A 22279-nucleotide genomic window follows, 5' to 3' on the forward strand; every position below is an offset into this window, starting at 1 on the left:
ACCTATTAACTCCTCAAAGCAGATGGCAAATACTCACCTTATCGCGAAATAGTTAAAGCGCTAAGGGGATCGCCATGAACAATAAAGTGCAACTCAAGTCACTAACAAGCTACCTGAGCAAAACATTTTCTGCGTGCAAAACGCTCGATGATTTATGGACTGCCTGCATCAGCACAACAAAACAAGTTAACTTCGAACACTTTTCCTTCCGCATTCAATACCCAACACCTTTTACAAATCCAAAAAACCACACCTATGGAAATTACCCATTCAATCCAGCCCCGCTACTTAGCACAAAGCGTGCAAACATCACATCAGGTTTCTTTAGAATTTGTACAGAACACTTAGACACATTAAGTCATCTCGAGGCACACAACACTGCCCCCTTATTCAACTTGGATGACAATATTTATTACATAACGCAATCAATACCAAAGCAGGATGGCGTGTTCGAGCACTTACTACTGGCACGAGCCCATCAAAAAATCGAACATAGAGAGATGAAAATACTGCACTTTGTGATAGAACAAATGACAGCGGAAATTCATAACTGGATGAGTAAAATAAATAGCCCTACTTCTTTGGCTGTAACACTGTCGACACGAGAGAAAGAGATTTTACGTTGGGGCGCAGACGGGAAAACGTCTGAAGAAATCGCAATAATACTTGGGCTCTCGCAAGACGCCATAAACTTTCACTACAAAACAATACAAAATAAAATAGGCACTACCAATAGAGCACAAGCCATTGCCTATGCAATTATCAAAGACTATATATAACATATTAAATAATGCCAATTGGAATACGCCCACAAGGCAAAGCAACTACAATATTTGGACCCTCTATTGACTTCAGCATTCTCGCAGGCGTATCCATGAGTACTGAAAAGCCTTCGACTCACTTTGATGCTTTCGCCTCCTGTAACTACCCCATTCATCCCCACTACAATAAGTGCATATCCCCGCCACCTCAACTTGCATACGGCCCACCCCCAAATCCTCTAGCAAATAAAGGCCATAAAGAGTGAGATCAACCCACGCTTCGTTATGACTGACAGGTGCACGACGGAGAGTAACGCCAAACTCTGATTCTGTACGAACTCTAGACCATGGCGCCTGGCGCCCCCGCCAAAGATGTCCATGCGCCTGTTCAATTGTATCAACAAGCTCCTTTCCAACCTCATAGCAACATGAATGTATGGCAGGACCTATTGCAACTTGCAAATGTTCTAACGAGATATTTTCTCGTATGAACGCAAGAAAGGAATTTTCGATTATACCTGCCGCTAATCCTTGCCAGCCGCCATGAATGGCAGCAACGAACTTATCTTTTTTTGAACCTACAAGAATAGGTAGACAGTCTGCTGTCACGATTCCTATGGGACGGGTTGTACGTGTGAAAATCGCGTCCCCAGCGATGGCACCAGACTCATCTGCATCGCCCACTTGAATGACGTTTGCACCATGCTTCTGAGCACAACAAAATAAGTTTGTGGGTTTATGGAAATTGCTGGCCGAGCCGAATGCGTGTTCCAGCCCGGGTAGAGCATTCAAATTATCAGCAAAAAAAGACATTTGAACCTCACTTAAAAGTAATAGCACACACCTTTATGGCAACACAGGGTCTATGTATTCAATAGTAGGTGCATGGCTAGCTACCTAGACAAAGCAAAGTTAACAATTTGATTTAGTTGAGATTTCAACCTCAAGCACAACCCGTGCCACTCACAACTACCAAATCTTGTAGATGTAAATCTATCAGCCAACGTCTATAAAAACAAATATCGCCCCTACAAATCTCTACCGGGCCAATACTCGACGATGATTAGGATAGGATATGAAACGGCTAATCGAAGACTTTATGGTGCGCTGCGGAACGGCACACTTACGAGGACAACGCTGGCACTGCAACTCCCCTAAGAGAACAGTCTTGCTTATGCACGGTGCTGGCACATCCAGCAGCAAAGGTTTTTACAGTCTTCAAACATACTTAAACTCTCATAGCGTCGAAACGATTGCATTTGATTTTCTTGGGCATGGGCACACCGGCGGAAACTTGCAACATTCCAGCTTGGAAAGAAGAACCGAGCAAGCATTAGCTGTGATCCACAAACTCGACCTACAGGAAGGTCTTAATATAATGGGCTTCAGCATGGGGGCGCATAATGCACTCCATATAGCTTCACAGATCTCGGTTGCTCGCCTAGGGCTGGCGATACCCGCGATTTATTCAGAAAAGGCTGAAACCTTAAAATTTGGCCCCTCATTTTCATCCTGCATACGCCAATACCGAAGTTGGGAACACAGCAAATGCTTTTCCATCATCCAACACTTCAAGGGGAAACTGCTTATTATTTCTGCAGAAAAAGACATGATCATTCCCGCTGAAATCCCTTGCAAACTGATTGAATACGCACAAAATTGCCTCGCTGCTGAGCACCATTGTATTCGTCAAGCTGGCCACGATCTAGAAACACACTTCAGTGAATACCCACACAGTAGACATCTGGCTTTGAACAGCATTTTAAGATGGATTACATAAGACGTTGACTGGAATTCATAATGAAAAATACGTTTGATTATCTTTATATTTATTTTTCAGAAAATTATCTTACCCATGAGAGGACGAAGAAAGAATGCACTCTTATTGAACATCTTTGCAGCCTTGAAAAAGGTGACCACGTACTGGATATCGGCTGCGGCCATGGTCGAATTTCCAATGAGCTTGCTCACAGGGGCTATCGTGTAACGGGCATTGACTGGAGCCAGAACGCACTTGACTTGGCTATCCTTAACGCCCGTAAAAGCAACCTTGATATTTGCTACAAAAACAAAAACTTCCTTGACACGCTCTGGAGGGAAAAATTCGACTGTGCGCTTAGTTGGTACACATCTTTTGGATACTCTAATGACGAAATTTGCAAATTGCAATTAAGCAAAATTTACGATTCATTGAAGAAAGGAGGCCGTTTTTTGATTGATCATATTAATCGTGATCGCTGCCTTAAATACCTTCCCACCTCAAGTGTTCTAGAAAGAGAAGGGAACTTTATGATCGACCACTTCGACTACAACCCTGCTCAAGGAATACTTCATGTTAGACGCCAACTTATTAAAGATGGAGAACTGAGTGAAACACCTTACAATATCCGACTATTGACATTCACAGAAATCAAGGAGTGGATGCTACACGCAGGATTTAAAAATATAGAGGGCTATAATAATAAGGGACAACCTTTTAGCGTTGACAGCGAAAGAATGATCCTAACAGGCGTGAAATAACTTATGAGAATTATATTTTCGGAGTCAAACCCTGACTACAAAAACTATACATTTCCTTACGCTGTTTGGGCCATACCTGAATCACAGGAAGAAATCGTTGAACTCTATGACCGCGGCTTTTTACCTTCACGCAAACCGAGATTCTATTTAACCCGAAGCACAAGAATTACCCTGAAAAGATTTGAACTTACCTATAGAGCTCGACGAACGCTCAAAGCCTGTCAAGATATAGAAATGACGCTTATTAATATCAGCGATTTCGTTATCGACAAGAGCATCCGTGAATTATGCCTACAGTGTGCGGAACAGCGATTTGGGGAAGGAGTGATTAATGAACAGCGACTTAACCGAATCATCAATCCGGAAAATGCGACGCACATCATGCACTTCACCAGGAAAGAGAAAACTGTCGGCCTAGTAACAATTAACACAGCTCCTAAAATAGCACACTATAACTTTGCCTTCTATGACATTACCGAACCAAAAAAATCGCTAGGCACGTTCATGCTGACCGCAACAATTAATTACTTTCACAACCGTGACTGCAACTACCTTTACATGGGCACATGTTACGGGAAAAAATTCTTGTATAAAGCACACTTTGAAGGGTTCGAGTTTTTTAACGGCGCTCAATGGTCATCTGACATGAACGAACTGAGCTTTTTGATGGAGCGCCCTCACCAACCGAATCACTTATTTGAGTCATCCGATTATCTGAATACATTCCATCCAATAACGCTGGATATTGACGTACACGAGACAGGCTTCCGTTACATTACTCAGGCGCATAGCGCCTGACGATTAAAGGCGCACTGAGTAATGAGTCAAATATCAGTCCCCGCATATGCCACTGTTATATTTTTCTCGAGGGCTGGAACCGGTATATTTTTTTTTATAAATACTTGGATTGTGATTGACTTAACAGGGTACGCCACAAGTGCGGCAATAAGCTTGTTGATTGCAACACTGCCCAGCCTATTTCTTTCAATGATAATCGGAAGTATGGCTGACAAATATCCAGCTATAAAGCTTGTGCTATATTCTGAATGCACGCGCTGCCTGACACTACTGGTATATGCATCGTTATTTGTCATGGATCGAGCATCCCCTGCATTCGCTTACTCCGTCAGCTTCTTAATGTCCATTTGCGCAGAAATACAACTATTGTCTTGGCGTGTCATTTTGGCAACGTTCGCAACTCATGAAAAAAACTTCAAACTCAATGCACTTTCTGTTACCAGTGGGCAGGCAGGTGTCATAATTGGAGCAACAGGCTCCGGCATGTTATTCGTAACTCTTGGGCCGACCTTTACTATCGCTATCGCCAGTACTATTTTCTGGGCATCCAGCTGCTGCATTGCTTATATGGCAAAGGCGCTTCACTCGCCGTGTGCGAGTGCGATCACCAAGATAAGCACGCTAAACCATTTGGTCGCTCACCTGAGATCCATACTTGAAGGCTTTCAATATATCACCCAGCAACCCCGCCTCATCGGATACTATCTGCTGATACTGCTAAACACAAACATACTATATATGTCAAATGCATTACTTGCCCCCTTCGTAAAAGGACCTCTCAATCTGAATGCAAATGCATATGGACAGATTGACGCCGCCTATTCTATTGGAGCAATCATTGGCGGACTGATTATAGTAAAACTCACCCAACGACTCGGCACTTTGAAAATCACCCTATTGGGCCTGACCACCCTAGCGTTATCACTATTCATCTTCGCTCAATCTGAAGCTTTCCTTCTGGCCTTTTTTTCATATATTGGAATTGGCCTGGGATGCCAAACATCCATTGTAAGTCTCAGCCATGCACAAAGAATTACTGATCCGACACTACACGGGAGAGCCTACGCAACCTTAAACACTTTAACCGGATGTTTCGGCGTACTTATTTTCATATTAAGTACACAGTTCACTTCACATGAAGAGCTACGAAACATGTTCGAATACCAAGCTATTGCAGTGACGACTGTTCTATTAATTATCGGTGCTAGCAAAAAAATTAAAGACTCTCTATAAACCGGATACCACATATGAGTCCAAAAGCACGCGCCGGATTGCGAAGCTTGCCAATAAGCTGAGCTGGCAGGCGGGTCAAACCGCCTGACCCAAAACCCCCGTTAAACCCTGGCAACAGGTGGGTTTGACGGGGGTTTTGTTTTTTGGAGGGGTGGGGAGTTACGCGGTCATTTGCGCCAATCGGCTATCTGCTGCGCAGTGGCGTAGAAATCAACGCCAGCACCCAAGGCTTGCTGCCCATCCGGCTGATTGTGACGTAACCCCTCAAGCACTTGAGCATGACTGCGACGGAATTGCCCAAGCTGTTTTGCACCTTGCGGGCTGGCCGTTTGCGCTGCTGTCTCGATGCGTTGATACAAGTCCATCTGATTGGTAGCCGCCAGGTTGGTGGGGACATAGGGGCGATTAGCCGCAACGGCCTCTGCAATCGGGAATGTTTCGGCAAAGGTATGGTAGCCGCCAAAGTTCATGAAGGCGGCAATACCCAGCCCGGCCGCCAGCACCATGTGTTCATTGCCATAGATTCTATCCGGGTTCAACGTGTTGAGCGCCAGCAGCACGTCACAGGTACTGCCGGATTGCGCCCCCGCAGATGGCAGACCCTTGAGGTTGGACTCCATTGCGAATGTGCCAAAGGGCTGCCAGCGATTGATACCCACGCCATGCAGCATTGAAAAATGCTCCAGCATGCCGGTCAGGCCTTGCTGGGAATAGGCTGGCGGCACGTTCTCCATTTCAGCCTCTGACATGGTGAAAGGCCGGGTCAGGTCTGCAATCGGCGCACCTTGACGGGGAATTGCATTGAGATTCTGATTGCGATCACCCAGCGCTTTGCGCAAGGCGGCCTGCTCAGTGCTGTGCGGGTCGACCGTGTTCTGTACCACCAGCCCAAACCCCATCTTGAGCTTGGCCGCATCTTCATAAACTCCCTTCACCGGCCGCAACTCCCCGCCGACTTCCACCATAGGCATCCGTTCACTGCGGGCACGACTGAGCGGATTGTCAAAGGCCGGCGTACGCGTCTTGCTTGAAAACTCCTTGAAACGATCAGCGAACTGATCTGCCTGCGCATCAAGACCAGCCTCACGCAGCAAGGCCACGCAAGCCGCGGTATTGGCTTGTTTGTGCTGCGCATAGAGCCCGGGTTGACTCTCGTCTTCTACGGGGGCCATCAACTGGCACATCGTGCTGCCAAAAGCGCTCGACGCACGGATTTTAGTCAGCAGGTCAACATGGTTTTGCTTGTCGAACCCTTCTGTACATCCGGCCAGAGGAGTCTGCAGCGTGTTGATCAACCACGGTTGCAGCGCCTGCCCGGGTTTCATCTGCCGACCAATCTGGTCGGACTGTGCTGCCAAAGGCTCGATGGTGGCCTGCAGAACATCGCGCAACGGCTGCTCCCGTCCCTTGTAATGGACGGCAAGCCCACCCGCCACGCTTTGCTCGCTCAACCCCTGACGCAACACCGTTGCCAGTTGTGCGGCGTGCTGGTCGAACACTTCACCTATCCTGCCTGGCTGGTTCAACAAGGCCATGCTGGCGCCCGCTTCAAAAAACTTGCTGTTGGTGATCATCTGTCTTTGTACATCCGTCAGGGCAACACCATGGGGACTGCTTTGAGCAACGGCATCTGGCTTACCTTGACTGTCGATGCCATATACCGCATCGAGCGATGTACCTGACCTGGAAATAAACATGATGCTCACCTCATTAATAGTGCACTTGGATAGATGGGGCATGGAGAAGGCACGCACAGGCTCGCAAACCAGTAGCAAACCTGGCGACGCAACAGGCCATTGGGCCGCAAACTTTGCCCTTGAACTAAAAACAAAACAAATATCAAAGTGTAAGAAAATAACAAGGAAAGACGAACAGCCCTCTTAATTATTAGCGTACTGAACCGAATACATACTCACATCCAATAAACACTTTCACGGCAATAAAGACATGATGCCTTATCAATAACACTTGCGATCTTTGTACCTGTTAACCCCCGGTAACAGTTCGCTTGCACGTTGTGGAACCCGCCCTGCAGCCCGGGCCACAGACTGCGAGACATGTAATGGACTGCACGGTCGCCGATACCCTCCCTGCTCCCGGAGTGTGTTGCTTGACCGTTCACATGTTGTTTCCCACGAAGGATGACCACCATTCGATCGAACGAACGAAAACACATGAAAGATCTCAGCTCGATTTCACCCTTCAGGTTTACCCCCACGGACAGCGTTGCCCGGGGGACTTCACACATCAGCGCCGGCGCCATTCCCGCCGCCCCACCTTGCTGTACACCCAAAGAAATATACGATCGTGTCCACCAGGAAATATCCCGGCGCTATCTGTCATTCGATCAAGGTAAGGAAATGGGATTTGCCGGCAAGGCCGGAGTAACCGGTGATATCGACTTCATTACCAAAAAAGATTTGATTGGCATACTGCGACACTTGAAAGAGGATGAAAGCGCACTGCAGGAGAGCAAAAAAGACTCTGCTCGGACTCAACTTTTCGACAAGATTTATTTGATGTCCGGGGACAAGGAGACAGGCAGAAACTGGAATTTAAGACTCCACAATTACAGTGTGCGCGGCACAGGGCTTGGAGGCGAAGACATCCCCCACCGTCATCGCTGGACGCTGGCCAGCAATGTGCTTACTGGTGGTTACAACAACGTCAATTACGAAGAACGCAGTGTCTCGCAGCCCCATGACCCCAAAGACAAATTCAACAAATACGTGCTTGGCGCATCGAGTGCGCAAACAACCCAGGGCGCCAGGGGGGCAACGCTTGTAAACGAAGCCGTGATGGTTCCCTTCAAAAATGAAATTTATGCCAAGGGTGACATCAATCATTTCCCGATTGCCCTGCCGCACAGTGTTGATACAGCCCCTGCCTATATGGGGACTACATTGACCCTGGCCCACACGGGCGTGCCGACGACAGATACGTCCATTGCTTATTACAAAGAAGCGTTCACCAGCTTGCCTTCACTGCACTTTGAAAGTGTCGAGGCCTTCAAGGCGTCCATTGACCTGCGCATCGCGCAACTTCAGGTGCTGGACTTGCAGGACAACCTGAGTACGTTCCTCAACGCCAGGCAACAGAACAACCAGCCGTTAACCCCCGACGAAACCCGGCACCTGAGGGATACCCACGAGTACAACTATGTAGAAACATCGTTGCTGCCGGCCCTGGCCATTTACAACATGGAAAAAATCAATGGCATCGAGCACCGGGAGTTCTCGGCCGACACGGCGAAATTTCTCGATAGCCAACTTTCACAGATCAATCAACGTGTACTTAACACCCTGATCGAAGGTAACCAGACGGACCTGATGGACCAGCGCCTTTCCCTGGTACTGGAGCCCGGCGCTTTCGCCCAGGCCATGGCTGAAAGACAGGGGCAATAAACCTCGATTCGCGGATCCGCAGCGATAGCATTGCGTTCTAACTGTTGGGCACTGTGGGAGCGGGCTTGCCCGCGATTGTCCTGTTACACCGCAGCGATCCCGTCGCGAGCAAGCCCGCTCCCACAGAACGTGTAACCATCACCCCGAAACAGTGCGCCCGCGCCACAAAATGAATCACTCTGCACATTCTTCAGCCTGATATTCGCTCGCCAATAGGCACTCTGCACACCCGCCCATATGCCGTGTGCCCGCTTTTCTCCGGTTTACCCGCCCTGACAAAACAGGCCCGCTTATTGCTCTGGCTCCTGTGTGCTACCGATATCGGCGCACCCATTCGAGGCGGAGACCTGCACCATGAGTTCACCCGGCGATTTTCCTTTGAGCGAAGCCCCGCGTTCAGCCCGCAAGGGGCTGTTGTCGATTTCGATGGTGCTGTTCAGCTTTACCTTCTTTACCGGCACCATGTTCGCCGGTGGCAAGCTGGGCATGGCCTTCAACTTTGTCGATATGCTGTGGATTGCGGCCATCGGCAATACCCTGCTGGCGCTGTATGCTGCCGCCCTGGCCCTGATCGCTTCGCGCAGCGGCCTGAACACGGTGCTGATGGGACGCTTGTGCTTTGGTGAGGCCGGTAGCCGCCTCTCGGACTTCCTGCTCGGTTTTGCCGAACTCGGCTGGTACGCCTGGGGCACGGCAACCGTGGCCATCGTGCTGGTGAAGATGCTCGGCCTGGCCGAAGGCTTCACCCTGCCCTTGATGGTGTTTTTCGGCATGGGCTTCAGCATCACGGCGATCATCGGCTACAAAGGCCTGGATGTGCTGTCGCGGGTTTCGGTGCCGCTGATGTTTGTCCTGCTGATCGTCTCCATGTATATCGCCACGCAGCATGTCGGCGGGTTTTCCGGGCTGGCAGCGGTGATCCCGCAGCAGACCATGACCGTCTCGGCAGCCATTACCATGGTCTTTGGCACCTTCGCCAGCGGTGCCACCCAGGCCACCAACTGGACGCGGCTGTCGCGCAGCGGACGCATCGCCGTGACCGCCAGCGTGGTCAGCTTTCTGCTGGGCAATGGCCTGATGATCGTGGCCGGCGCCTGGTGCGCCATGGTTTATCAACAGGCCGACATCGTCGAAGTGATGATGCTGCAAGGCCTGTCGTTTGCCGCCGTAGTCATGCTGTGCCTGAACCTGTGGACGATCCAGGGCCCGACCATCTACAACGTGGCCGCTGCCACCTGCCATCTGGTGCGCAGCGAACGCCGGCGCACCATGACCCTGCTCGCCGCCGCCGTGGGCGTGCTGCTGGCGATGGGCGGCATGTATGAAATGCTGATTCCGTTTCTGGTGCTGCTGGGTTCGGTCATCCCGCCCATTGGCGGCGTGATCATGGCCGACTTCTGGTTTCGCCATCGCGGCAAATACCCGGCCCTGGCCAGCGTCCAGTTACCTCGCTACAACCTGGCAGGGCTGACCGCCTATGCCGTGGGCGCCTTGCTGGCCTATTTGTCGCCATGGATTGCGCCTCTGGTAGGCATTGGCGCATCGGCCATCGTCTATATCGTGCTGCTGAAACTCAGCCGTCAACCGGCGGTGCTGCCCACCGTCCAGGAGCCCCTTTGAGCCTGACCGTTGAAGAGATCCTGGCCCTGCCCGGCCTCGAAGAGATGACCCTGCGGGCCGGCGCACGCAACCGCCAGCGCAGCGTGCGCTGGTCCTATGTGGCCGAGAACGAAGGCATCGCCGGCTGGGTCATGGGCGGTGAGCTGGTGTTTGTCACCGGGATCAACCACCCCCGTGACGAGGCCAACTTGCTGCGCCTGATCGACGAAGGCAGTGACTGTGCGATTGCCGGACTGGTGGTCCTGACCGGCGAGACCTTCATCCACAGCATTCCCCCATCGGTGATTGCACTGGCCGAAGCCCGCGGCGTGCCCCTGATCGAGCAACCGTACTTGCTGAGAATGGTCATCGTCACCCATTTGATTGGTACTGCACTGGTACAAATGGCCCAGACCAAACGCTCGCGCCACGACATTCTGGCGCAACTGCTCAGTGGCGATTACCCCAGCCTGGCCACCCTCCGCCAGCGCGCAACGCACTTGCAGCTGGCGCTGGACCAACCGTGCCGCCTGGTTGCGCTACGCTTGTCAGCAGTCAGTGTACTGTTTGCCAGTCACGCACCCGAGGAGGCAGAACGCCTGTTGCAACACACCCGCCAGACCGTACAGGATCACCTCGACGTGTGGAGCCGTGCCCTGCCCCGCGCGTTGCCGGTGATCGTGCAGGGTGATCTGTTCATCCTGTTGCTCGCTGAAGACAACAACCTGCGCACAGAACTGGCGAGCCTGTATCGAGACTTGCAGGCCATCATCGGTAATCTGGCGCTGTTTATGGGGCTGGCAGGCAAGGTCGAGGATTGCGCCCATTATCACCGGGCCCTCAACGAGGCACGCCAGGCGCTGGATGTTGCAGAAAACCTGCGCCCGGCCACCGGCCTCTGCGATTTCAGCGAACTGGGCGTGTTGCGTCTGCTGCAGGCCGTGGGCGAACGCTCGGTGATCGAGGCTTTCGTACAGCAAACCCTGGGGCCGCTGATCGAACCCAACCGCAAGCAACCCCATACCTTGATCGATACCCTGGATGCCCTGCTCCAGGAGAACGGTAACGCACTCAAGGCCGCGCAACGCCTGAGCATCCATCGAAATACCATCAATCAACGCATGCAACGCATCGAGCAAAACAGCGCCCAGTCGCTCGATGATCCCTTATTCAGAATGAATGCTTCGGTGGCCCTGCTGGTGTGGCGCATGTCCGAAGCTCAACGACAGGAACGACCATGAAGATCATCAATGCCACACTGCGTAAAACCTCGGGTCTGCACACGGTCACCTGTGAAGGTGCGCTGATCAGTGCCATCACCCTGCAGGCAGGCAGCGTGCCGGCGCAAGCCGGCGATATCGACGCCCGCGGTCAGTTGCTGATTGCGCCTTTTGTAGAACCGCATATCCATCTGGACGCGGCCCTGACCGCCGGCCAGCCCGAGTGGAACCTCAGCGGCACCCTGTTCGAAGGCATCGAACGCTGGGCGCAGCGCAAGGAAACCATCACCCATGAAGACACCAAGCAGCGTGCCCACGCCACTGTCCGCATGCTGGCCGAACACGGCATCCAGCATGTGCGCACCCATGTCGACGTCACCGATCCAACCCTAGCTGCCTTGCGGGCGATGATTGAAGTGCGCGATGAAACCCGCCACCTGATCGACCTGCAAATCGTGGCATTCCCTCAGGAAGGCATCGAGTCCTATGCCGGTGGCCGTGAGCTGATGACCCTGGCCGTGGAGCTGGGCGCCGATGTGGTGGGTGGCATCCCGCACTTTGAAAACACCCGCGAGCAGGGAGTCAGTTCGATCAAGTTCCTGATGGATCTGGCCGAGCGCACGGGGTGCCTGGTGGACGTGCATTGCGACGAAACCGACGACCCCCACTCGCGTTTTCTTGAAGTGCTGGCCGAAGAGGCCCGGGTACGCGGCATGGGCAGCCGGGTGACCGCCAGTCACACCACAGCGATGGGTTCGTATGACAATGCCTACTGCTCCAAACTGTTCCGTTTGCTCAAGGCATCAAAGATCAACTTTGTCTCGTGCCCGACCGAAAGCATCCATTTGCAGGGTCGTTTTGATACCTTCCCGAAACGCCGTGGCGTGACCCGGGTGGCCGAAATCGACCGTGCCGGCATGAACGTGTGCTTTGGTCAGGACTCAATCAAGGACCCGTGGTATCCGCTGGGTAATGGCAATATTTTGCGGGTGCTGGATGCAGGGCTGCATATCTGCCACATGATGGGTTTTGAAGACCTGGCGCGCAGCCTGGACCTGGTCACCGACAACAGTGCACGGACGCTGAATCTGGGTGAGGGATACGGCATTGCAGTGGGTCGCCCGGCGAACCTGGTGGTGCTGGATGCCGACAGTGATTACGAAGCGGTGCGCCGCCAGGCCAAGGCGCGGGTATCGATCCGCGCTGGCAAGGTGCTGATGACGCGGGTACCGGAGCAGGTGGAGTTCAGCTGAGACCCGCGACGAACATGGTGGGAGCGGGCTTGCTCGCGATGGCATCAGCCCGGTTTGCCTGACATGCCGCAGCGTCTGCATCGCAGGCAAACCAGCTCCCGCAGGTTATATATTGTTCACGCACCCGATGCCCGCAGGATCATGATCGCAGCGCTATCACGTCATCTGAATGATGGTCTGCATGATGGTGCTTTGGGTCGAGATGGTTTTGGCGTTGGCCTGGTAGTTGCTCTGGGCCTTGATCAGGTCCACCAGCTCACTGGTCAGGTTTACGTTGGAGTCTTCCAGCGAGTTGGACTGGATGGCGCCCAGGCTGCCGACCTTGGGTGCGTCGTAGCCCGCCACGCCCGAGGCGTAGGTCTCCTTCCAGGCCGTGCCGCCCACTGGTTGCAGACCCTGCTCATTGGTAAAGCTGGCCAGGGAAATCTGGCCAATGGCACGGCTCTGGTTGTTGCTGAAGTTGGCGAACATCACACCCGAACCGTCGATGGTCAGGTTGTTGATCTGGCCGGTAGCGTAGCCGTCCTGGGTCGGCGGGTTACGCGAGGTGTCGGTGTTGTACTGAGTGGTTTTGGCCATGTCGATGGCAATCCCGGTGTCCTTGGCTGCCGCGCCGTTGGACGCCCACTTGCCATTGACCATGGCGCCCGGCATCCAGGTGCTGACGGTCAGGGTGTTGCTGACGATATCGGGTTCGCCGGCCACCGGGTTGGGCGTCGTCACACTGGTCAGCCCGCCGGCTGAGTCGAATTGCATGATCGAAGCCACCGGCGCCTTCGCGCCGTCTCCGCTCACTGCGCTGCCATCGGGGTTGCGACCGTCAATCAGGGTGTAGGCCTTCCAGGTATTGGCACCGGTCTTGACCATGTACTGGTCCATCGGGTGTGGATTGCCCTGGGTATCGTAGACCGTAGTACTGAAGCTTTTCGTATAGGATTCGGCTTTGCTCGGGTCGAACGGGTTGGCGGTCTGATCAATCACCGCAGCGTTGGAGTTGAGGTTGATCGTCGAGTCCACCGAGCCCGTCGCCTTGGGCGCCAGGTTGGAAGTATCGATGCGCAGGTCAGTCAATACGCCATTAACGATATTGCCATTGGCATCCACGCCATAGCCCTGCAAGCGCGCAGTGCCATCAGAGCTGGTGACAAAGCCGTCTTTGTCGGCCTTGAACGTACCGGCGCGGGTATAGCTCAGGGAGCCGTTGTCACTGAGCACGAAAAAGCCGCTGCCCTGGATGCCCATATCCAGCAGGTTGCCGGTGTTGTTAACCGCACCTTGACCAAAGTTTTGCGAGACCGCTGCCAGGTTCACGCCACTGCCGATGGTCTTGCTGCCGGTACCCAGCTTGCTGGCCGAGTAGATATCGGCGAATTCCGCACGCGAGGCCTTGAAGCCGGTGGTCGCAGAGTTGGCGATGTTGTTGCCGGTCACGTCCAGCTGCTTGTTCGCCGCATAGAGGCCGCTAAGGCCGATATTGAATGACATGTTTCTCTCCTTGAGGCGTATGAGTCGGCTTACAAGCCAATGGTCTGGACTTTGGACATGCCAATGCTGCCCAGGCCTGCGAGGTTGAGCATGATTTCACCGCCGGTCTTGCTCAGGGTCACGCTGTTGACCGTGGCGGGCAGATAGGTGGTGAGCGCCGTGGTACCGGCGTCGGTTTTGCTGGATGCGGTGAAGGTGTAGGAGCCCTTTTCCAGCAGCACACCCTCGTCGTCCTTGCCATCCCAGGTGAACTCCGCGTTGCCGGCTTTCTGGGTGCCCATGTCGATGGTGCGAACCACCTCACCGTCGGCATTGGTGATGGTGATAACGGGTTTGGAGTCAGCATCCTTGACCACCACGGTGCCGTTGAAAGGCTTGTCGCTGGCCGGATCCACATAGGCTTCGCCGGTCTGCACGATCACCGAACGCCCCACCAGCGACGAGGCCTGCAACGCCTGCGAAGACTGGAAGTTGCCGGAGATCGAATTGACCGTATCGTTGAGCGTGGTGATGCCTTCCAGGCTGCTGAACTGCGCCAGTTGCGCAACGAACGCCGTGTTGTCCTGCGGGTCCAGCGGGTTCTGGTTTTTCAGCTGGGTGACCAGCAGTTGCAGGAACGCATCCTTGCCCAGCGCCGTGTTGCCGGATACCGCCTTGGAGGCCGCCGCCAGGCTGGTGTCAGTGGTCTTGGCCTGGGCGGAGTTGGCGAGTACCTGGTTAAGGGTCAAGCCGCTGGTGGAATCGGTCACACTCATTTGCGTCGCCCCTTATCACTGACCGAGGGTCAGGACCTTCTGCATCATGGTTTTGGCGGTATTCATCAGCTCGGCGTTGGTCTGGAACGAACGACTGGCGGAAATCATGTCGGCCATTTCTTCAACCACGTTGACGTTGGGGTAATACACGTAGCCCTTGGCGTCGGCAGAAGGATGATTAGGTTCATAGCGGGCCTGCAACTCGCTCTGGTCTTCAACCACGCCCAGTACCTGCACGCCCTGGCCGGCGGCGTCCTGGTTCTGGAACAGCGAATCGCCGCTGCTGCCTTGCGCGCCTTGAAACATGGTGGCAAACACCGGGTGGCGGGCGCGGTAGGTCTGGTCGATGCTCGACGATACGGTGTCGGCGTTGGCGATGTTGCTGGCCACGGTGTTAAGGCGCGTGGTCTGGGCGCTCATGCCGCTACCGGCAATATTGAAGACACTGGATAGAGACATGGATCACTCCCCGCGCAGGGCCGACATCAGCCCTTTGAATTTGCTGTTGAGCAGGGTGAAGCTGGCCTGGAAGTTGACCGCATTCTCTGCATAGTTCGACTGCTCAAGCTGAGCGTCCACGGTGTTCTGATCGATCGACGGCTGCATCGGCGTGCGGTACAGCAGCGACTCGTCGCCGCTGCTCAGGCCCTGGGCTTCGATATGGCGGGTGTTGGTCTTGTTCAACGCAAATGTGCCGTTCTGGTTTTTGTCGTTCTGGGCGGCGAGCACAGAGGCGAAATCCAGATCCCGAGCCTTGTAGTTCGGGGTATCGGCGTTGGCGATGTTGTTGGCCAGTACTTCAGCGCGCTGGGCACGAAAGCCCAGGGCCTGTTCATGGATACCAAGCGCTTTATCGAAGCTGATGCTCATCTCGAAAAACCTTTGTGGGCTGACCTGAGAGTGTGGTTCAGGTTTTACATGACAGGGATAGAGCAAACCCCGTGCCAGTTTTTACAGCCCCGTAACACAAGGGTTTGCCGGGAGGTGGGAGATGGCAATGGCAAAAAAGCGGCAATGCTTGACCGCTGACTGCCGGTTTTCTGCCGCTTTGCTTTGGATTCGTCGTAGCAGTTGCCGAAGGAACCAGGCTGCGTTCGGCGACGAAGTCGTCGTAAAAACCCTGGTAGCCGGGTTTGACTGTTACACCGCAGCCCCTGATTTTGCGACTGCTTCGCAGCCGAACGCAGCCTCGTTCCTACGGCAGCTACAGGAACACTGCAACTGTGGGAGCGAGCCTGCTCGCGAAGGTCGTTCGCGAGCAGGCTCGCTCCCACAATAGGGCTTGACCGGCAACAGAGTATCTACGGGGTTTTCCCAGCCTATTTCGCCTGGTAAATGATCCCCGGACTGCATTGGACCATCTGGTAATGGTCCGGCAACCCGTTTAGCGCTTCAGAAGCGCCCAGGAACAAATAACCGCCCGGCTTCAAAGTGCTGTGAATGCGCAGCAGGATGTCTTTTTTCACTTCGGCCGAGAAGTAGATCAGCACGTTGCGGCAAAACACGATGTCGAACTTGCCGAAGCTGGCGTAGCTGTCCAGCAGGTTGAACGGGCGAAACTCCACGCGGTTTTTGATCGGCGCCTTGATCACCCAACGCCCCGGTCCCTTGGGATCGAAATAACGTTGCAGGCGCTCCGGTGACAGGCCCCGGCCAATGGCCAGGTTGTCGTATTCGCCGGTGCGGCAGGTGTTGAGCATCTGCGCTGACAGATCGGTGGCAAAAATCTGCACGCCGGCTTTGAGCTGCCCAAGGTTGCTGCGCTCGAATTCGTCAATCGCCATCGACAGCGAGAACGGCTCCTGCCCCGAAGAGCAGGCCGCCGACCAGATACGCAGGCGCTGGCCGGGGCTGGCCTTGATTTGCTCCGGCAACACCTTGTTTTTCAGCACTTCAAAGGGATAGGTATCGCGAAACCACAGGGTTTCGTTGGTGGTCATGGCATCGACCACCTGCTCGCGCAACCCGCTGCGCGGCTGAGCCTGGATGCGTTGAATCAGCTCGCCCAACGACTTGATGCCCTGCTGCTCCATCAATTTGTTGAGGCGGCTGGAGACGAGGTACTGCTTGTTCTCACCCAGCAAAATGCCACAGGCTTTTTCCAGGAATACCCGGAACTGTTCAAAATCCAAATTAGCCGTCGACAAATGATCCTGCCTCTTAAATCGTTTTGACCGCCAAGGGCTGCGCCCCTAGCTGTGGTCTGCTGCTTTGATCCGGTCAACTACCCGGGTTGCCAGGTCATCAGGGCGGAACTTGGCCAAAAAGTCATCGGCACCGACTTTTTTGACCATCGCCTGATTGAATACCCCGGACAACGAAGTATGCAGAATGATGTGCAAGTTTTGCATCCGCGGGTCGTTGCGGATTTCAGCTGTCAGGGTGTAGCCGTCCATTTCCGGCATCTCGATATCCGAGATCATCATCAGAAACTCTTCAGACGGGTTCTTGCCCTCGTCCACCAGCTTGCGCAGGTAGTCGAGCGCCTGGCGCCCGTCGTTCAACGACACCACTTCAACACCCACCGATTGCAGGCAACGGGCAACCTGCTTGCGCGCCACCGACGAATCGTCAACGGTCAGCACCCGCAATGACAGCGCCTTGCTTTGGGTTTCAACATCCACCACGCCCTGGCTGATGGTTTCAGACGATGGCGAGACTTCTGCCAGCACCTTTTCCACGTCGATGATTTCGACCAGTTGCTCGTCCATACGGGTCACGGCCGTCAGGTAATGGTCGTGACCGGTGCCCTTGGGCGGCGGATGAATGTCTTCCCAGTTCATATTGACGATACGTTCCACTGAACGCACCAGAAAGCCCTGGGTCTTGGTGTTGTACTCGGTGATGATCACAAACGGGTTACTTTGATCCTTCAAGGCTCCCGCGCCGGTGGCCATCGCCAGGTCGAGAATCGGTATGGTCGCGCCGCGAATGCTCGCCACACCGCATACCACGGGGTGGGACTTGGGGATCAGGGTCAGCTTGGGGCATTGCAGCACCTCGCGGACCTTGAACACATTGATCCCGTAAAGCTGTGGCCCATCCAGGCGAAACAGCAACAGCTCCAGGCGGTTTTGCCCCACCAGTTGAGTGCGCTGGTTAACCGCATCCATCACTCCGGCCATACTCAGCTCCTCTTAAAAACTTCAAGTTTCAACCCGCATATTCCGAAAACGGCACGGGGCTTGCTTTTTATCGGTCATGAACGCAAAAACGACAAAATCCTGCCACCGACCTTTCCTGCCGAGTCTGCGCCGCTGTGGTCTGAGCGCGCTGGCGGCGGGCACCTTGCTTGCACTCAGCACTTATAGCAGGGCTGACGCGTTTACATCGCCTGAACAGCTTATCGGCGTGACCCAGGGCTTTCTTGAATTCACGGTTGAAGACTACCTGGCCACCAGCCAGACCGAGGGTCGATATCAGATCCAGGTCAACAATCTTGACCCGCGCCTGCGCCTGGCCCAGTGCGACAAGGATTTGACAGCTTCCCTCGAAAGCCCGGCGCAACCCATGGGCCGGGTAATCGTGCGCGTACGCTGCGAAGGGCTGTCGCCGTGGACCATCTTTGTGCCGGCCCAGGTCAAACTGTTCCGCGACGTAGTCACCGTCAATCACCCGCTCAAGCGCGGCATGGTTATCGACTACCCCGACGTGACCCTGCGCGAGCGCGATGTCAGCCTGATCAGCCAGGGCTACCTGACCGCCACCGAGCTGGCCGTGGGGCAAAAATTGCTCAGGCCCATGGTCACCGACCAGGTGCTGACCCTCACCCACCTGGAGCAGGCCGCAGCCGTGCGCAAGGGCGATCATGTGGTGATCAGCGCCCGCAGCGGCACATTAAGTGTCAAGATGCCCGGCGAAGCCCTGTCAGACGGTGGCCTTAGCGAGCAAATACGGGTAAAAAACCTGAACTCCAAGCGTGTTATCCGCGCCAGGGTGACAGCACCCGGGCAAGTAGAAGTGGCATTATAGGAAAGTTGGCATCAGTCTCGCGACTTTCCTACACTGTCATTTGACGCAGATCAGTACAGCTCTGTGTGAAGCCATGATTAATCGAGCCTAAAGTTTTTCCGGGTATGGCCGAAAACATGGCAAGCGTCCAAATACCCCGAGGTTTAACGTTATGGTCATCGACTTCAGTCGTCTCAACAGCGCCCCGCCCCTGACCGGCAGTACACGCAGTAACGCCAACCAGGAAACCGGCAGCGCCACGCAAGCGGCCCCGGCAATAAACCCTGAGCAAAACGGCGTCAGCGCCCCAAGCGGGGAATCTGTTCACCTCAGCCAAGAGGCTCAACAGTTGCAGAAGATCAGCGACTCGTTGCGTGACCAACCTGTAGTCGACAAAAATCGGGTGGCAGAGCTTAAACAAGCCATCGCGGACGGCAGCTACAAAGTCGACAGCGACCGGATCGCCAGCAAACTGCTTGACATGGAAGCCCAGCGCTAGGCCAACGGCCAGTGCCGCGCTTTTGGACGCTTAACTCCCAGAGCCCGCCATGCACGACGAAAATTTACTGCAACTGATCAACGATGACCTCGCTCCTGCCGAGCAATTGCTCGGCCTGTTACAGGACGAATCCATCGCCCTCAAAGGCCGCGACATGCAGGTGCTGGAAAACATTCTGGCGCGCAAACAGTCGCTGATCATTTTGCTTGAGCAACATGGCCGCAGACGCAGCGAAATTCTCGCCAGCCTTGGCCTGGCCACCAACCGCAGCGGCCTCGAAAGCCTGGCCAGCCATTCCAGCGTGGGAACACAACTGCTCGCCCAGAGCGATGCACTGAACCAGCTGCTAGCGAAATGCCAGGCCGCCAACCTGCTCAATGGTCAGTCGATCCAGACCCAGCAGGCGATCACCGCCAACCAGTTGCGCATCCTCCATGGCGGCGAAGCCCCGTCTCTGTATGACGCACGCGGCACCACCTCGATGCTCAACAAGCACCGCGCCTACAGCCAGGCTTGAGCCCGCGCAACCACCGCATGTAGCGAGACACACAACATGATGGCAGAATGCCCATCTTTTGCGTGTCGCTGTATTTTGTCTGGAGATTGATCAAACGTGTTCGACGCCCAAGATGCTCCGCAACCGCCAAAGGTGCTCACCACGCCGTTGGAAATTGCCTCCAACTTGCGGATGCTGCAAGAGAGCCATGACCCGCTGATCATTACTTTCCAGGACCGCACCCAGCGCTTCCAGAGCTATGTGGTGGATGTTAATCGCGAGAGCAACACCATGGCCCTGGACGAAATGATCCCCCGTGACGGTGAGCGTTTTCTTGAAGCGGGGGTGCCGTTCAAGGTTGAGGGCTTCCATGATGGCGTGCGTATCGCCTGGGAGTGCACCACGGCGCTGACCATTGATGACCGTCATGAGCACCGCTGTTATCGCGGCGCGATGCCCCACGAAGTGGTGTACCACCAGCGCCGCAATGCGTTCCGTGCGGCCCTGCGGCTGGCCAATCTGGTCAATGTGCAAGTGGCGGGTGACAAGCTCAAGGCGCCGATCAAGGGCAAGTTGCTGGACGTTTCGGCAACCGGCTGCAAATTGCGTTTTGAGGGGGATATCAGCCAGGGCATGCAACTGGGCCAGGTGTATGAGCGCTTCAGCGCCGACCTGCCGTTTGGCCTGATGTCTACACCGGTGGAGTTGCGCTACCTGCATTTTGAAGAGCGGCTGAACATCACCTTTGCCGGGATGCGCTTTCACAACATCAGCGGCGCGGTGCAGCGCCAGGTCGAGCGGTTTGTCTATCAACTGCAGCGCGAGGCGCGCCAGTTTGATAAAGACGATGATTATTGAAACAGTGGTCGCTGGCTTGCCTGCGATGCACAGGGCGCGGTCTGGCTGAAAAACCGCGCTGAAGCCATCGCGAGCAAGCCCGCTCCCACAGGGGTATTGCCTATGTTTTGGACTCTGGTTCCGGTTCTGGCTCCTGCTCCTCCACCATCGGTTCCTGCACCATTTGCTCCTGGACCACCTGCTCATCCACCCGCGGGTCAAGGGCGGCGACCAGCGGCGAGCTGGACATGCTGTCGGGCATGGCCACGTGATGCAGCGGCGCATCATCGACCTGGTGCAGGTTGGTCACCGCATTCGGGCGAATCCGCCATACCAGGATCAACCCTGCCACGCTGAAAAACCCATAGAGCATCTGGCTGCCAAACAGTTTCATCAGCACCCCCGCCACCAACGGCCCCACGCTTGCGCCCACGCCATAAGTCACCAGCAGCATGGCCGTCAGCGACACACGACGCTCCGGCTCGATATGGTCGTTGGCAAAGGCCACGGCCAGCGGATAGATGCAAAATTGCAGCAAAGCCGCCAGGCAACCGGCAATAAACAGTACCTGCATGGGCACCGCCGGCAAGATCGCCAATGGCAACGCAGCCACCGCCAGCAAGCCGGCGAAAATACGGATCAGCAACGGCCGGTCATAACGGTCGGACAACCAGCCCAACGGCCACTGCACCAGCAAGCCGGCAAAAATGCAGCTACCCATATACAAGCCAACCAGTTCGGTAGACAGCCCTTGCTGCGATGCGTAGAGCGGTGCCAGACCGTAAAACGAGCCCACCAGCAAACCCGCGCCCATCACCGCAATCAACGACTGCGGCACACGCTTGATAAAAAATTTCGGGTCCATCGGCGCCGGGTGCAAAGGCGCCGGGTGAATACGCCGGGTCATGGCCACAGGCACCAGGCACAAGGCAAAACACAAGGCCACCACCATCAACAACTCGAGACCGAGCTGCGGGTGAACCGCCAGGATCAATTGCCCAAGCACCAGCCCCAGATAGGAGGCGATCATGTAGAGGCTGAACACCACGCCGCGCTGCCTGGCCTCGGCCTGCTCGTTAAGCCAGCTTTCGATGACCATGTACTGGCACATCATGCCCAGACCGACAATCACCCGCAGCAACAGCCAGATCGGCAGCCAGTCCGTCAGCCCGTGGCACAGCACCGCCGCACCGACAATACCGGCGCATGTGGCGTAGGCACGAATATGCCCGACCCTGGCAATCAGCCGGTGGCCGATCTTGCCACCCAGCACCAGGCCAAAATAGTTGGCCGCCATCAGCGCGCCGATCCACAGGCCGTCGACATTGTCCGCTGCCAGGCGCAGCGCCAGATAAGTACTCAACAGGCCGGAACCGATCAACATCATCAGCGAGGCAAAATACAACGCTCTAAAGGACTTCCAGATCTGGTGCATTGGCTTTCCCTACGGCTCCTTGTGTCTGCCACC

General features: G+C 54.8%; 22 protein-coding genes. 13 read left to right on the forward strand and 9 right to left on the reverse strand.

What is annotated here, in order from left to right:
* Positions 1 to 74 precede the first annotated feature (74 nt).
* Positions 75 to 779, forward strand: coding sequence for a LuxR C-terminal-related transcriptional regulator (locus tag V6L81_RS20225; protein WP_338660294.1), 705 nt, complete (start codon positions 75 to 77; stop codon positions 777 to 779).
* Between the two features lie 72 nt (positions 780 to 851).
* Here V6L81_RS20225 and V6L81_RS20230 read toward each other — a convergent pair whose 3' ends face one another.
* Entirely contained in the window at positions 852 to 1574 is a 723-nt protein-coding gene (locus V6L81_RS20230) for a polyphenol oxidase family protein (protein WP_095032399.1), read from the reverse strand.
* A gap of 262 nt (positions 1575 to 1836) precedes the next feature.
* Here V6L81_RS20230 and V6L81_RS20235 point away from each other — a divergent pair, with 262 nt between their 5' ends.
* The 4 genes from V6L81_RS20235 to V6L81_RS20250 are packed head-to-tail and all read left to right on the forward strand — an operon-like array spanning position 1837 to position 5312.
* A complete protein-coding gene (locus V6L81_RS20235) occupies positions 1837 to 2541 on the forward strand; it encodes an alpha/beta hydrolase (protein WP_095021380.1) in 705 nt (234 codons plus the stop codon).
* A 20-nt stretch (positions 2542 to 2561) separates the two neighbouring features.
* Positions 2562 to 3281: a methyltransferase domain-containing protein gene (locus V6L81_RS20240; protein WP_338660295.1), complete on the forward strand. Its 720-nt coding sequence runs from the start codon at positions 2562 to 2564 to the stop codon at positions 3279 to 3281.
* A 3-nt stretch (positions 3282 to 3284) separates the two neighbouring features.
* Complete coding sequence (locus V6L81_RS20245) at positions 3285 to 4079, forward strand: hypothetical protein (RefSeq protein WP_095021379.1); 795 nt, start codon at positions 3285 to 3287, stop codon at positions 4077 to 4079.
* A gap of 21 nt (positions 4080 to 4100) precedes the next feature.
* Positions 4101 to 5312, forward strand: coding sequence for an MFS transporter (locus tag V6L81_RS20250; protein ID WP_095019243.1), 1212 nt, complete (start codon positions 4101 to 4103; stop codon positions 5310 to 5312).
* A 167-nt stretch (positions 5313 to 5479) separates the two neighbouring features.
* On the opposite strand, the gene V6L81_RS20255 is transcribed toward V6L81_RS20250, so the two are convergent.
* Positions 5480 to 7009, reverse strand: a complete 1530-nt coding sequence (locus tag V6L81_RS20255) for a hypothetical protein (RefSeq protein ID WP_095019242.1) — start codon at positions 7007 to 7009, stop codon at positions 5480 to 5482.
* Positions 7010 to 7486: 477 nt separating this feature from the next.
* On the opposite strand from V6L81_RS20255, the gene V6L81_RS20260 reads away from it, so the two are divergent.
* From V6L81_RS20260 to codA, 4 genes are all read left to right on the forward strand, one after another.
* The gene (locus V6L81_RS20260) at positions 7487 to 8716 is read left to right on the forward strand and encodes a hypothetical protein (RefSeq protein WP_141232525.1); all 1230 of its coding nucleotides are present in this window, start codon (positions 7487 to 7489) and stop codon (positions 8714 to 8716) included.
* Positions 8717 to 9070: 354 nt separating this feature from the next.
* The gene (gene codB / locus V6L81_RS20265; RefSeq protein WP_130872060.1) at positions 9071 to 10336 is read left to right on the forward strand and encodes a cytosine permease; all 1266 of its coding nucleotides are present in this window, start codon (positions 9071 to 9073) and stop codon (positions 10334 to 10336) included.
* The gene (locus V6L81_RS20270; protein WP_095001819.1) at positions 10333 to 11556 is read left to right on the forward strand and encodes a PucR family transcriptional regulator; all 1224 of its coding nucleotides are present in this window, start codon (positions 10333 to 10335) and stop codon (positions 11554 to 11556) included. Before codB ends, V6L81_RS20270 begins: the two co-directional genes overlap by 4 nt.
* A complete protein-coding gene (gene codA / locus V6L81_RS20275) occupies positions 11553 to 12788 on the forward strand; it encodes a cytosine deaminase (RefSeq protein WP_095019237.1) in 1236 nt (411 codons plus the stop codon). The genes V6L81_RS20270 and codA overlap by 4 nt, the downstream gene beginning before the upstream one ends.
* Before the next feature lie 156 nt (positions 12789 to 12944).
* On the opposite strand, the gene flgE is transcribed toward codA, so the two are convergent.
* From flgE to V6L81_RS20305, 6 genes are all read right to left on the reverse strand, one after another.
* On the reverse strand, positions 12945 to 14273 hold the full coding sequence (gene flgE, locus V6L81_RS20280) for a flagellar hook protein FlgE (RefSeq protein WP_095001821.1): 1329 nt from the start codon (positions 14271 to 14273) through the stop codon (positions 12945 to 12947).
* A 29-nt stretch (positions 14274 to 14302) separates the two neighbouring features.
* On the reverse strand, positions 14303 to 15028 hold the full coding sequence (gene flgD, locus V6L81_RS20285; RefSeq protein ID WP_095001822.1) for a flagellar hook assembly protein FlgD: 726 nt from the start codon (positions 15026 to 15028) through the stop codon (positions 14303 to 14305).
* A gap of 15 nt (positions 15029 to 15043) precedes the next feature.
* Positions 15044 to 15487: a flagellar basal body rod protein FlgC gene (gene flgC, locus V6L81_RS20290; protein WP_016782176.1), complete on the reverse strand. Its 444-nt coding sequence runs from the start codon at positions 15485 to 15487 to the stop codon at positions 15044 to 15046.
* 3 nt (positions 15488 to 15490) lie between these two features.
* Positions 15491 to 15898, reverse strand: a complete 408-nt coding sequence (gene flgB, locus V6L81_RS20295; protein ID WP_016782175.1) for a flagellar basal body rod protein FlgB — start codon at positions 15896 to 15898, stop codon at positions 15491 to 15493.
* Positions 15899 to 16347: 449 nt separating this feature from the next.
* On the reverse strand, positions 16348 to 17175 hold the full coding sequence (gene cheR / locus V6L81_RS20300) for a protein-glutamate O-methyltransferase CheR (RefSeq protein ID WP_095001824.1): 828 nt from the start codon (positions 17173 to 17175) through the stop codon (positions 16348 to 16350).
* Between the two features lie 45 nt (positions 17176 to 17220).
* Complete coding sequence (locus tag V6L81_RS20305) at positions 17221 to 18153, reverse strand: chemotaxis protein CheV (protein WP_095001825.1); 933 nt, start codon at positions 18151 to 18153, stop codon at positions 17221 to 17223.
* Between the two features lie 76 nt (positions 18154 to 18229).
* On the opposite strand from V6L81_RS20305, the gene flgA reads away from it, so the two are divergent.
* From flgA to V6L81_RS20325, 4 genes are all read left to right on the forward strand, one after another.
* On the forward strand, positions 18230 to 19000 hold the full coding sequence (gene flgA, locus V6L81_RS20310; protein WP_095001826.1) for a flagellar basal body P-ring formation chaperone FlgA: 771 nt from the start codon (positions 18230 to 18232) through the stop codon (positions 18998 to 19000).
* 151 nt (positions 19001 to 19151) lie between these two features.
* On the forward strand, positions 19152 to 19478 hold the full coding sequence (gene flgM, locus V6L81_RS20315; protein WP_095026582.1) for a flagellar biosynthesis anti-sigma factor FlgM: 327 nt from the start codon (positions 19152 to 19154) through the stop codon (positions 19476 to 19478).
* Positions 19479 to 19527: 49 nt separating this feature from the next.
* A complete protein-coding gene (locus tag V6L81_RS20320; protein ID WP_095001828.1) occupies positions 19528 to 19995 on the forward strand; it encodes a flagella synthesis protein FlgN in 468 nt (155 codons plus the stop codon).
* Between the two features lie 96 nt (positions 19996 to 20091).
* Complete coding sequence (locus V6L81_RS20325; protein ID WP_095001829.1) at positions 20092 to 20832, forward strand: flagellar brake protein; 741 nt, start codon at positions 20092 to 20094, stop codon at positions 20830 to 20832.
* Between the two features lie 100 nt (positions 20833 to 20932).
* Here the strand turns inward: V6L81_RS20325 and V6L81_RS20330 are convergent, their stop codons facing one another.
* Positions 20933 to 22246 carry an MFS transporter gene (locus V6L81_RS20330; protein WP_338660296.1) on the reverse strand — a complete coding sequence of 438 codons (1314 nt, stop codon included), beginning with the start codon at positions 22244 to 22246 and terminating at the stop codon, positions 20933 to 20935.
* Positions 22247 to 22279 lie beyond the last annotated feature (33 nt).

It is taken from the genome of Pseudomonas bubulae, assembly GCF_037023725.1.
Classification (GTDB): domain Bacteria; phylum Pseudomonadota; class Gammaproteobacteria; order Pseudomonadales; family Pseudomonadaceae; genus Aquipseudomonas; species Aquipseudomonas bubulae.